The organism is Halomonas jincaotanensis (assembly GCF_018448785.1).
In the GTDB taxonomy this organism is placed as follows: Bacteria; Pseudomonadota; Gammaproteobacteria; order Pseudomonadales; family Halomonadaceae; genus Halomonas; species Halomonas jincaotanensis.
Map to the genome: position 1 here is coordinate 1 of NZ_JAHCLU010000027.1, position 12,581 is coordinate 12,581.

General features: G+C 67.5%; 12 protein-coding genes. All 12 read left to right on the forward strand.

Annotated features, from left to right (window positions below):
• Nucleotides 1–621: hypothetical protein (locus tag KG088_RS17445; RefSeq protein ID WP_213827596.1), on the forward strand; the 621-nt coding region annotated here is incomplete at its 5' end.
• A 4-nt stretch (nt 622–625) separates the two neighbouring features.
• Nucleotides 626–1,648, forward strand: a complete 1,023-nt coding sequence (locus tag KG088_RS17450) for a Pvc16 family protein (protein ID WP_213827598.1) — start codon at nt 626–628, stop codon at nt 1,646–1,648.
• A gap of 7 nt (nt 1,649–1,655) precedes the next feature.
• The gene (locus tag KG088_RS17455) at nt 1,656–3,029 is read left to right on the forward strand and encodes an ATP-binding protein (protein WP_213827600.1); all 1,374 of its coding nucleotides are present in this window, start codon (nt 1,656–1,658) and stop codon (nt 3,027–3,029) included.
• Nucleotides 3,026–3,244, forward strand: coding sequence for a hypothetical protein (locus KG088_RS17460; protein WP_213827602.1), 219 nt, complete (start codon nt 3,026–3,028; stop codon nt 3,242–3,244). Before KG088_RS17455 ends, KG088_RS17460 begins: the two co-directional genes overlap by 4 nt.
• The gene (locus KG088_RS17465; protein WP_250148352.1) at nt 3,244–3,867 is read left to right on the forward strand and encodes a hypothetical protein; all 624 of its coding nucleotides are present in this window, start codon (nt 3,244–3,246) and stop codon (nt 3,865–3,867) included. Before KG088_RS17460 ends, KG088_RS17465 begins: the two co-directional genes overlap by 1 nt.
• A 12-nt stretch (nt 3,868–3,879) precedes the next feature.
• Entirely contained in the window at nt 3,880–4,248 is a 369-nt protein-coding gene (locus tag KG088_RS17470) for a hypothetical protein (protein ID WP_213827604.1), read from the forward strand.
• Nucleotides 4,248–5,423: a phage late control D family protein gene (locus KG088_RS17475; protein ID WP_213827605.1), complete on the forward strand. Its 1,176-nt coding sequence runs from the start codon at nt 4,248–4,250 to the stop codon at nt 5,421–5,423. The genes KG088_RS17470 and KG088_RS17475 overlap by 1 nt, the downstream gene beginning before the upstream one ends.
• 10 nt (nt 5,424–5,433) lie before the next feature.
• Complete coding sequence (locus tag KG088_RS17480; RefSeq protein WP_213827606.1) at nt 5,434–6,252, forward strand: phage baseplate assembly protein V; 819 nt, start codon at nt 5,434–5,436, stop codon at nt 6,250–6,252.
• Entirely contained in the window at nt 6,249–6,647 is a 399-nt protein-coding gene (locus KG088_RS17485; RefSeq protein ID WP_213827607.1) for a GPW/gp25 family protein, read from the forward strand. The genes KG088_RS17480 and KG088_RS17485 overlap by 4 nt, the downstream gene beginning before the upstream one ends.
• A 16-nt stretch (nt 6,648–6,663) precedes the next feature.
• Nucleotides 6,664–7,863: a baseplate J/gp47 family protein gene (locus KG088_RS17490; RefSeq protein ID WP_213827608.1), complete on the forward strand. Its 1,200-nt coding sequence runs from the start codon at nt 6,664–6,666 to the stop codon at nt 7,861–7,863.
• Nucleotides 7,860–10,922 carry a baseplate J/gp47 family protein gene (locus KG088_RS17495; RefSeq protein WP_213827610.1) on the forward strand — a complete coding sequence of 1,021 codons (3,063 nt, stop codon included), beginning with the start codon at nt 7,860–7,862 and terminating at the stop codon, nt 10,920–10,922. Before KG088_RS17490 ends, KG088_RS17495 begins: the two co-directional genes overlap by 4 nt.
• Nucleotides 10,919–12,574, forward strand: coding sequence for a hypothetical protein (locus tag KG088_RS17500; RefSeq protein ID WP_213827612.1), 1,656 nt, complete (start codon nt 10,919–10,921; stop codon nt 12,572–12,574). The genes KG088_RS17495 and KG088_RS17500 overlap by 4 nt, the downstream gene beginning before the upstream one ends.
• Nucleotides 12,575–12,581: the final 7 nt, after the last annotated feature.

A 12,581-nucleotide genomic window follows, 5' to 3' on the forward strand; every position in this document is an offset into this window, starting at 1 on the left:
GAAGAGGACGAGATGCAGGCCCTGCGCCGGCAGCCGGAGGACGAGGACGAGATGCAGGCCCTGCGCCGGCAGCCGGAGGAAGAGGACAAGACGCAGGCCCTGCGCCGGCAGCCGGAGGAAGAGGACGAGATGCAGGCCCTGCGCCGGCAGCCGGAGGACGAGGACGAGATGCAGGCCCTGCGCCGGCAGCCGGAAGAAGAGGACGAGATGCAGGCCCTGCGCCGGCAGCCGGAAGAAGAGGACGAGATGCAAGCCCTCCGGCGCCAGACGGAGGTGGAAGAGGAGCCTGTTCATATGCTCCGCCGTGCCGGATCGCGGCTTGGGCTTGACCCGGAAACGGCGCCCTTCCCCGAGGAGATGCGCGACGAGGGGGAGCCTTCCCCCCTCTCTGCGCTGCGCCGTGAGGATGCGGTGGCGGTCGGGATGCCGCCGGCCTTCGATCCCGTCGCGATGCCGGGAGCGCCGCCGATCGACCCCCCACACGGCGACCGCTTCACACGCCCCGCTGTCCATATCGACCAACTCGACGTGCTGATTCACGAACCCGCCGCCGCACCCGGCGCGGGGCATAACGCCGACCGCAGCCGCGCCATCCGCGCGCGTTACCTCAGGAGGCTCTGACCCGATGCCGGTTCCAGTCTCGTCCCTCTCGGTCGCGGTACAGGGCATCGCCGATTTTCTCGACAGCCAGTTCGGGGAGGAGGTGACGATCACGGTGGCGCATCCGCAGCGCGCCTCGGAGATCGCGCGCGGGGCAGGGGTGACGGCCCATGTTCTGAACATCTTCGCCTATCGGGTGGCGCCCTCAGGCTTCCATGCCGATCTCGGTGCCCACCAGACTCAGTTCATCCGCATCAACACGCTGCTGACGCCGTTCCCGGCGGATATCGACAACGCCGCCGACGATGCCGACATGCGGATCCTCGGCCATGCCATCCGGGCCCTGCAAAGCCATCCCGTCCTGCCGATCCCCACCGAGCCGCCGCTGCCCGGCGCGGCGATCACCGAGCCGCCCGACCGCAAGGAGTATCGGCTCGAGGCGATCATGCAGGCCCCGCTGATGGAAGAGATCAACCATATCTGGACGACGCAGGGGGGCGAGCTAGCTTATCGGCTGTCAGCCGTCTACGAGTTCGCCCTGATCCCGATCGAGCCGCTAGAGCCCAGGGGCGAGGCCGCGCCGCCCGAGACGCTGATCATCGACACCCTGCCGAACATAGCGAGAGCACTGGCGGGTTTCCAGGAACTGGGACCCGACAGCCACATCGTGCCAGTGGGCGATGGCGTGACGCCCCCGCCGGTGAACTGGACGCCGGTGCAGATGTTCGTCGAGGGGGGCACGTTGATCAACACGATCTCGGTGCTCGCCACGGCGACCGAGGCGACCGTGGCCGTGGCGGGACCGGCCGGGGGCGAGGCGGCGCTGCAGGTGATCTGGCGGCTGGGTGACGACAGCGAGAGCCCGCAGGCAGTGCAGATCATCCCCGTCGGCGCCCCCCTTCTCGACAACCCGGACGCGCAGGTGGTGCTGACGCTGTCGGTCCCGGCCAGCGCGGTCACCGGGACGGTGCGGGCACAGCCGGCGGCCAGCGGGGCGCCCGTGCCGGACAGTCCCTTCGGTAACGCCCTGACCCTGACCGTGATGTGAGGTGGCGATGACCTGTCAGCAGGAAAGCCCGGAACTCGACCTTCGCGGCCTCGACATGGAATGGGTCCGGATCGGCATGATGCTGACGCTGGCGGAGGCGATGCGCAGCGGGGTCGAGATCGGCGAGGCGTTCTCGAAGGGGTTCGCCGAAACCGGCGCGGCAGTGGCGGAGAACCGCGGGCGCGGCGTCTGGGCTGGTCTCGCCTCGCTGGTCGACACCGGCCTGCTTCGCGGCTTCCTGCAGATCGACCTCGATCTCCTGACGCTGGCGCTGGCCCCGGTGGCGCGCCCGGCTTATGGCCCCCGCCTGCAATCGCTGCAGCCGCAGGTGAACGCGCCCTGGCCGAGCCTCGCACTGGCGCAGGAACTGCTGATGCTCGATGACGGGGCCGAGATCGGTGTGCTCTACAACCGACTGGACGCGACCGCGCCGCTCGTCGCCGCGGGGCTCGTGCGGGTCACCGGCGAGGGCCCCTACCAGATGATCCAGCCGACGCCCGTCGCGCAGCGTGCCGTGCTGATGCGCTCGGGCGATGTCACCGCGCCGCCGGGGGCTAACCTGGAAACCCGCAGGGGGCGATGGCCGGATCTTGTCCTTCCCGAGAAGACGATGCGGTCCTTGCGCGACTTCACCGCCTGGCTGAAGTGGCGCGACCAGATCGCCGGCTGGGGAGGACGTGCGGCGGGCGGGCCGCTGGCGCTGTTTTCCGGCGCGTCGGGGACGGGCAAGAGCTTCGCTGCCTTGGTCATCGCCGGGGAACTTGCCGAGGCGACGGGCAGCCCTTGGGCGCTCTACACGCTCGATTTGGGCCGGATCATGTCGAAATACGTGGGCGAGACGGAGGAGAACCTGAACCGCCTGCTCGACGCGCTTGACGGCAAGCGCGCGTTCCTGCAGATCGACGAGGCCGACGGGCTGCTGGGCAAGCGCGGCGAGGTCACCGATGCCCGCGACCGGTACGCCAACCTGGAGGTCAGCCACCTGCTGTCGCGCTTCGAGCGGCATGCGGGGCCGGTGATCCTGACCACCAACCTGCGCGCCAATATCGACCCGGCCTTCCTGCGCCGCTTCCAGATGGTGATCGACTTCCCGTCGCCGGACGCGGACGCGCGTGCGGCGCTGTGGTCCACGCTGCTGCCGCCGGGGGCGCCGCGCTGCGCGACGCTGGACGTGGAGATGCTGGCGGGGGCCGCGCGGCTGTCGGGCGGCGCGATCCAGAACGCGGCGCACTATGCCGCCGTCCTGGCCGCCGAGGAGGACGCGCCCATTGCCCCCTGTCACCTCGCCCGCGCCGTCTGGGCGGAACTGGGCAAGGAGAACCGCCAGATCCGCCGCAGCGAGATCGGCGCGCTGGCCGCACACCTGGAGGAGGACGCATGACCCGTATCCGCCGCATGACCATCACCCTGCCGCCGCGCCTGCGCCACGTGGCGGAACACGAGGCACGGCGCATCGCGCGCGAGGCGGCCGCCCAGCTGGGTGACGACGCGCCGCGCCGCCTGTCGGTCACGGTCGAGGGGCGGGGCTCCTCGGGCCACGGGCTCGCCGCCGCCGTCGGGCGGAGCGTTGCTACCAGCACGAAGGGGTGGGGCTGATGGCCGTAGCGACCAGGGGCGTGCTGTTCGAATACGGGCTGTCGATCCCGCCGCTGGCGCTGGTCTTCGACTTCAACCCGCAGTCGATCTCGCGTTCGCGCACGGTGACGATCAAGACCGGCGACGCGCCCGGCAACCGCACCGGCTACGACTTCCTTTCGCCGCTGGAGACCACGCGCGTCGCTCAGGGCGTCGAACTGGCCGCCGAGGGGTTTTCCGTCGATATCCTGCTCGACGCCACCGACAGGATGGACGCGGGCGACAATGTGGCCGCGATGTTCGGGGTGCAGCCGCAGATCGATACGCTACGCTCGATGGTGGAGCCGAAATCGCAGGGCCCCGGGGGCCTGAAGACCCTGTCCAGCCTCGGGATCGGCGGCGCGCGCGCCTTCGAGCGGCAGGAAACGGCCTCGGTCCTGATCTTCGCCTGGGGGTTACAACTGCTGCCCGTCTTCCTGACCGGCGTGACCCAGAAGGAGTCGCTGCACTTGCCGAACCTGATGCCCTACCGCGCAGAGATGGGCCTGACGATGCAGGTCATCGAAAGCAACAACCCCTTCACCATGGCCGACAAGGTGCGTCAGACCGCGATGACTGCCCTGAACGCCGCGACCGGGTTCTGAGGGAGGCGGGGAATGGCATTCTTCAAGGGATCGGCCTACGAGTTCACCCCATTATTCGATCGGACGGAAACAGGGGCGGAGATATTTCGTGGCCTGCGCGCTCGACGCATCCGCCATCCTGATCCGGTCCTGGAACATACCGTGGCGCTGAAGGAGCGGCTCGACGGCGTGGCGCATGAGTATTACTCGGAAAGCCGGGACTGGCGCTGGCTGGTGGAGGCGAACCCCGACATCCTGTTTCCCGAGGACCTTTTATGGGACACGCGCCCACCGGACTATGACGAGGACGGCGACATGACCGATCCCGGCACGCTGGATGAGAACGGCCGCGAACGTGTCGGCCAGGTCATCATCGTGCCCAGGCGTGGGGAGGCGAACTGATGGTTTCGCTCTCTGCCATCGGCGGGCTTCTGGACCCGGGCTTCCGCAACCCGGCCTCCTGCCTGATCGAGGCGGGAGCGGGCTATCAGAACATCGGCGCCATCGCGCCCCTTGTGGCGACGGTCGATCTGCAGATGAGCCGCGAAGAGGCCGGGGCAGGCACCATCGTCATCGAGGACCGCCGCGGCAGCGACGGCAAATGGGTGGCGGCCGATAGCGGTCTTTTCACTCGCTGGGCGCCGATCCGGGTCAGCGCCGATTTCGGCACGCGCCAGGACGTGATCCTGACCGGCTACATCCTGCGGCTGAGCCCCGAATATCCCGGCAACGCCGCGGAGGCCAAGCTGACATTGGAGGTGCAGGACGAAAGCGCGATCCTCTCACGTGAACAGATGCGCCGGGTCTGGGGCGAGGACACACCGATGCCCGATCTCGAAATCCTGCGCGAGCTTGCCTCGGATGTGGATCTGGCCGTCGATCCAATGTCGGGGCAGGGGCAGTCCAGCCGCGCGCTGTCGCAGGAGGGAACCCCGATCCAGTTCCTGCGCGAACGCGCGCGGGCGAACGGGTATGAACTGATCTTCCGCGAAGGCCAGGTCTATTTCGGCCCCAAGCGGCAGGATGGCACGCCGCAGGCGCCGATCATGGTCTATGCCGGCCGGGACACTAACTGCCGGACCTTCAACCTTGGCGATGCCGGGGACACGCCCGACCAGGTCCGCGCCGACCAGGCCCCACGTGAGGAAGGCGCGACGCCCGAGGTCATCACGCTGATCCCGGACGAGCCGGTCCTGGGCTCGACGCCCGCCGGGGCGGAGGGCGCCGGTCTGGGCGCGCCGTCGGTCTGGCGGGTGGGGGCGGAAGGTGACGAGACGATCGAGGAACGCACCGCCCGCGCCCAGGCGCTGGTCAACGAGCACGCCTTCAAGCTGCGCGGCTCGGGCGAGTTGGACGGCTCGCTCTATGGCCATGTCCTTCTGCCCGGCGCGCTGGTGACCATTGACGGGCCGGGGAGGCGATACGGCGGCCTCTATTACGTCGACAAGGTTTCCCATGCCTTCAATACCGAAGGCTATACCCAGACTTTCGAAGTGATGCGCAACGCCACCGGCGAAAGCGCCGCGCCAACCAGCCCGCTGAGCGGCGCGGCCTCGGCCCTGGGGGGTCTGTTCTGAGGAGAGTGCGATGGACGAATTTCAGCTTCTCGAAGATGTCGCTCGCAGGCAGGCCACGAAATACTGGGGCAAGTACCGTGGCTTCGTGACGAATACCGATGATCCGGAAAACCGGGGTCGGGTGAAGGTGACGGTGCCGTCCGTGCTGGGCGAGAGTGAATCACAATGGGCGGAACCGGCCTTTCCCTATGGGGGGGGCGCGGCCTTCGGCTTCGTCGCGGTGCCGCCGGTCGACAGCGCTGTCCTGGTCGAATTTCTCGAAGGCGACGCCTCGGCGCCGATCTGGACGGGGGCGCTGTGGCGCACGGCCGCCGAGGTGCCCGAAGTACATACCGGTCAGGAAACCAAGGTCTGGAAGACAGAAAGCGGCCATCGGCTGGTCTTCGATGATACGGACGGATCGGAGAAGGTCACGCTCCATTCCGCCGCCGATGCGGTGGTTGAGTTGAACCACGAGGGATCCTTGGCCCTGACCGACGCCTGCGGCGCCCATGTCACTATTGACGCGGCGGCGGGCGAGATCGTCATCGAGGACGCCAACGGCAACTCGATCACGCTGTCCTCGTCGGGCATCGCCTGCGCCGACGCGGCCGGGAACGAGATCGTCACGTCCGCGGGCGGCGTCGAGGTCAAGGGCACCACCGTCAAGATCGAGGGACAGTCGGTCAGCCTGGGCGGGGCGGGCGGCGAGCCGCTGATCAAGGGGCAGACCTTCATGGCGATGTTCAATTCGCACACCCATCCCTGCACGGCGCCCGGCTCGCCCTCCGGTCCGCCGCTGGTGCCGCTGACGCCTGCCGCGCTGACCATCAAGACGGTGGCGTCATGACGGGGCAGCACGAAACCCGGCTGCTGCGCGTGGCCTACATGAAGTTTCCCTTCCGTCTGGAGCGCGAGGGCCCGGCCACATCGACGCGGATGGACCATATCCGTGAGCAGGTGATGCAGGTCCTGTTCACCAGTCCCGGCGAGCGTGTCTTCCGCCCCGAGTTCGGCTTCGGCGCGCGCAGGCATGTGTTCGAACCCAACGCTGCGCCCTTGTGGGAACTGGCGCGCAACCGGTTGTTCGGATCGCTGGCCGAGGCGCTGGCGGGCGAAGTCGATCCCAAGACCTTGAAGGTGGAGGTTGGGCCGGGTCCGAACGAGCCCGAGGTCCTTCTGGTCACCATCACCTACACCATCGCGGCGTTGCAGAAGGAGGAGAGCCTCAGCTTCACCTTGTGAAGCGGGCATCAAGATCATGGCAGAGCTTCCCCCCCCCAAGCTCGAATTCGATCGCGGTTGCCCCGATTGCGGCGAGCGTCGCGTTGTGCTTCCGCCGCCGCTGCCCGGCGTTCCGGACGATTTCGACTGGAAGGCCCGCGACTACGACAGCCTGCGGCTTTTCCTGATGCAGGAACTGGCGTATCGCTTCCCGGCCCGCCGCCGCTGGACCCCGGCCGATATGGAAGTGGTCATCGTCGAGCTTCTGGCCGCCGCCTTCGACCGCGCCTCGCACGCGCTGGATGCGGTGCAGGGCGAAAGATACCTGGCCACGGCGCGGCGGCCGCCATCAGTCCGCAGGCTGCTGAAGCTGATCGGCTACGACGCCGCCGAACGCGTCCGCGACGAGGTGCTGGACAGCCTGCCGCCCCCGCCCGAAGGGGTGACCGAGACGCGCGAGGAACAGGTGGAACGTTTGTGGCGGCTGGAGCCGGGGCTGATGGAGGCCGCGCGCGCCGAAGGTCCGCGCCTGATCGCCGAACAGCGCCGGATGGTGACGCTCGACGACCATGAGACGGGTATTTCCGCCCATCCGCTCGTCTCCCGCGCGCAGGCGCGGCTTGTCTGGACGGGGGCGTGGAACACCATCCTCGTCGCCGCCCTGCTGGAGGCCGACCGTCGCCTGGACGAGCCGCTGCCGCTGCCGGAGGCGGGCGGGGAGGCCGACCTCCTCTGGCGGCGGATCGAGGATTTTCACCACGACCAGAGCATCCCCCTACCGGCTGCCGGCGGGTCCGTCACGTCCCGGCATCTCCTGCGGTCGCTGATCGAATTGCGCAGGATGATCGGGGCGGAGGTGTTCCTGGAGGATGCGAAACCGGCCGCCATCACCTTCACCCTCTCTATCCGCGCCAAGCCCGGCTACTTCCGCTCGGAGATGAAGCAGGCGCTGGCCGATGTCTTCTCCGCGGATGAAGGCGACTTCTTCCAGCCCGGGCGGCTCGATTTCGGCGACGACCTGTTTGCCTCCGATATCATCGAGGCGGCCATGGCCGTCGATGGTGTTGCGGTGGCCTGTCTCAACCGGTTCAAGCGTGTGGGCTCCGGCTGGCCCGACCGCAGCGCGCAGGGCTTCATACCGGTAGAGGCCGATGAATACGTCCGCTGCCTGAACATCCGGGGTGAGCCGGAGAAAGGCTATTTCCGCCTGATCGTAAATGGGGGAGAGACCGGATGAACGGCAACCCGGACCGTTTGAACAAGCTTACGGATCTCACGCACTGGAACAGGGCGGGGCTACCGCGGTTCGAGTATGTCGATGGGGACGCGGCGGTCTGGCTCGAAGAACTCCGGATCGCCATGATGGGTCTGGCCGCCCGCGGCGCGGAGATGGAGGAGCGCCTGCCGGAAACCTGGCGCGGTCGCTTCTCCCTGGACATGGACCAATGGCCCGAACCAGCGGAACGCGAGGCCTTCGTAGAGGCGCTCGTCTGGAAGACCCTGGCCCGTGCCTTCCCTGACCGGCCCGAGACTGCGCGGCGGCACAATGCCCGGCTGCTGAACCAATATGCGTTGAACAGCGGCGAATACGGCTGGGAGATCATGCGTGCGGCGGCGCGGGCGTCCCATGTGCTGCTCGGTCATCTGAACGCTTACGCGAACGAAGGGTATCTGCGGACCGCGACCCAGTGGGAGAACCTCGTAAGGCTGTCCTTTATGGTCAATCACCAGCCGGCGCCGCCGACCTCGGCCGTGACCACGGTGGGGTTGATCGTGGATCCCACCGATGACGGCAAATCCGTGGAAATCGGCCGGGGGCTGGCGATGAAATACACGCCGCCCGAGGGCGGGGCACCCGTCCTCTTCGAGACGCTGTCGCCGCTCAAGGTCCATCCCGATCTCAATGCCACCCGCGTGATCGGGTGGAATAGCGATCCCGATACGCTGCAGAAAAGAGATGACTGGATCGATGACCCCGAGGCCGATATCGCGCCCGGCTCGGTGGCAGTGCTGTTCGGTTCCGGGGCCTCACAGGCGGTGTCGGTTATGCACGCCGAGCGAAATGAGGAGACCGGGGTCGCGGATATCACGCTGGACGCGGCAGGACCGATGCCGACCCGGGGCAGCGCTATCCTGCATCTAGGCCCAAAGGCGGTCACCACCGCCGCGCCGCGATCGACGGACGGGGTGCTGGTTCTCCGGCTCGACACGGCGTCGAACTACCCGATCAACTCGATCATCCGGCTGCAAGACGCGGGGCTGTCGGGGCTGGACCGGCACCGCCGGGTGCTGGCGAATACCGACGGGTTCCTTAAACTCGATTTCGACGGCGTGCCCGCACTCGGCTCGGGCGACGTGGTGACTATCGAGTCCATGGTGCCGGTATCCGACGTGGGTTCGGGCGCGACAGCGTCGCGGGATTTCGGCAGCATCGCCTACTATGCCGATATCGACGGTGTCGTGCACGAGGCCGAGGGCGACCCGCTCTACGCCGAGGTCGGCAACGGTGTGCAGCTGTTCTCGATCCGGGCGCAGGACGAGATCGCCGATGATATCGTGAACCGTGGGATCGAGAGCGTCATCATCGGCTACAGCTATGCCGAGTATGTTGATGCCGTGGGGCCACTGTTCTCGCCCGTGCCCGGCTCCAAGCAGGAACGCGCCGCAGTCGTCAACGCCCCGCCCTGCGTTGTGCCGGACATCGACGCGCCCGAGCGTGTCGTCAGTTTCACGGGCAAGCCGCCGAAATCGCTGGAGGTGGGATCAGTCTATTTCCGCCGCGCCCGGGCCGGTTCCGATCCCGAGCTGCAGGGTGTCGAAGTGCTGAACGCCGCCCTTGTCGTCGCCGGGGTCGCCGTGACTGCGGATGGCTATGCGATCCAGTTCGACGGCCGGGTGTGTACCGGTATGGCCGTGTTCAAACCCGATGCGCACGATTTCCACGGCCCGATGACGCGACGTCTGCGCCCCGTCGATCATGACCGCAATCCGACACCGGCCTTCGACGGACCGGAAATCATCCTGACCGGTATCGGGCAATTCGCGCGCGAATTAATCCGGCTGGGCAAGCCGTGCCTGGTCGAGGACGAAACCGGCGCGGTCGATCCGGTGCGCGCGGTCCTGGTCGAGGCGGTCGAGGTGGAGACCGGCGGCACGGGGCTGTTAAAGCTTCTCTTCGAGCCGGCCGAGGGGCTGGCCGGGTTCCGCAAGGGCTGGACCACCCTGAACCTCAACGCGGTCGAGTGCAGCCATGGTGAAACGAAGAGTCCCAAAGTTCTTGGATCGGGCGACGCCGAGAAGGCCGCGCAGCGTTTCGCCCTCGGCGCGCGCGAGGTCAGCTTCGTTCCCTCGACGGTGGCGGAAACCGGCGTGGCGCCGGATATGGACATCTCCGTTGACGGAGTGCTTTGGTCCTATCGCGACCTGATCGATCCGACGGCGGACGGCACCGAAAGTTACGCGGTGTCGATGACCGAGGAAGGCCGGCTCGTGGTCCATTTCCGCCGCCGCCTGCCCACGGGCACGGACAATGTCGTCGTCAGCCGCTACCGCACCGGGGTCGGCCCCAAGGGGGCGGTTCCAGCGTGGTCCTTCGCCAAACCGATGAAGAAGCATCGTTACGTGCGCGCTCTGACGCAGCCTTTCGCGGCGACGGGCGGCGCGGATCGCGAACCGGTCGGCGATCTGCGCGTCAATGCGCCCGCGCGACTGGCCGCGAATGGCCGGGCGGTGTCGCTGAAGGATTTCGAGCGGCTCTGCCGACGCCGGTCGGATGTCTGGCAGGCCTGGGCGCGGCCGGTGGTTCAGCCGGGTGTCCGACGCCGCGTGGCCATCGTCATCGTGCCGGCGAATGGCGGGACCATCGGCCCCACCTTGCGAGAAGTGCTGACGGAGTTCGTCGAGGCGCGCGCCTTGCCCGGTATCCGGGTCGATCTGGAGGATTACGAAGCCATCCGCCTGATCATCACCGCCAAGATCCGTATCGATATCGAGACGTTCGACAAGACGGAGATACAGGCGGCGGCCCAGGCCGTGCTGATCACCGAATTCGCGCTTAAGCGCCGGGGTCTTGGCCAGCCCGCCTATATCTCCGAGGTGGCCGCAGCGCTGGAGCGGGTCGAGGGGGTGGAGACGGCAACTGTTCCCGGCTTCGCCGTCCAGCCCACGACCGCCATCCGCCGCACGGCGATGTCCGGCGGCGCGCCCTCGGCCTTCTTCCCCTTCGAGAACCAGGTCATCTTCGCCGCGCCGAAAACCGCCGGTGCCGACATGACCGTGCAGGTGGAGCCGATATGATGGAACCGTCGGACCTCAAATCCCGCGCGGGCCAGCTTCTCTACCGCGAATTGCCCGAGGAGTATCGCTACCGGGACCCGGCTCCCGAACCGGGCGAGTTGGGAGATCTGGAAGCCTATCTCCACGGTTTCGGTCACCTACTGGACCTGATCCGCGGCACAACCGAACAGGCCTATGCCGACGCCTTCGCCGAAACCGCGGATAACGGCCGTGAGATCCAGGCCTGGCTGATCCCATACCTTGCCGAACTGGTGGGCGCGGAGCTCCGCGCGCCCGACCCGCCGGCGCGGCGGCGGGAATTGAACGAGACGGTCGCCTGGTACAAGTCCAAGGGAACGCTGACCTCTGTCGACGAGATTTCGGACGTGATCAGCGGAGCCGAGGCCGTGGTGGTCGAGGGCTGGCGCCGCACCCTGACCACGCCGCGCATGACCCTGCCGCCCTTCACCTCACCGGCCGTCTCGATGGGCGACGGAAGCCCGATGGCGGCCCCCGGACTGCCGCAGGGGACACCGGATATCCGCTACGCGAACCGCGCGGCGATCGACGAGGACGGCGCCAATCCACTCTACGCGATCCGCGTGCCGCAGCGCGACGATTTCGGCCGCGAGATCGAGCCGCTCGTCCTTCATTGGCAGCCCCGGAACCGGCGCGGAGCGCCCTGCTTCCCCGGCGCCTACGACGATACCTCACTCCGTTCGCCCGACCTGCGCGCACCCACGGTCCGCGACGTCGGTCCTCATCCTAACCGCACCATCGTCCATGTCCGCCCGCCCGAGGGGTTTTTCGCCAGCGGGCTTAACGGCAGCGAGTTCGCGCCCACGGTGGACGATATCCAGATCGACCCGGACGAGACCGCACAGCAACCCTTCGGACCGCAAAAGGTCTTCGAGGCGCTCGGGTTACTGGACGACGAAACGGCTGGGGCCCTGATGATCGACGGCGAGATCATCCTGCCCGACTCGCTGGTGGTAGAGGGCAACCTGACGATCCCGGCGGGCACCGACATCCTGTTCCACGACCTGATCTTCACCGGCGCGCTTACGCTGGACGATCCGGAAACCCGCCTGACCATGAACCGCTGCGCCGCCGAGCGGGTGGTGCTGAATCACCTGACAAACGACCCGGCCCTCACCGCAACCGACTGCCTGTTCAACACTCTTAGCGGCGGAGTGGGGTTTGCCCAGCTCATCTACTGCACGGTGATGGAGAGCACGGAACTGGAGCGCATCTGGGCGTCGGACTGCATCTTCAACGGACCGATGGTGGATCTGGATTGTTCGGGCGACGACACCTGCATCCGCTACTCGCGCGTGCCGAGCCTGACCGAACTCGGCGATTGCGGCGCCGACAAGTCGCCCACAAACACCGATGACGACCCGAACTTCATCCGGCTGTGGTTCGAGGCGGGCGACGACTGCATCTTGCGACCCGCGCTTTACGGCGAGCCGGGGGCTGGGGTGCTGGACCTCACCTCCTCGGACCGGCTGCGTGCCGAGGACGAGGGCGAGATGGGCGCCCATCATCACATGTTCCACGTCGCATCCATTCGCGCACTCGAACTGAAGCTGACCGATTACCTGCCGCTGGGGCAGGAGATCTCGATCCGATACGACCCGTATCTTTCGCGCCCGCCGGTCCGGGCCGAATAGCAAGGAG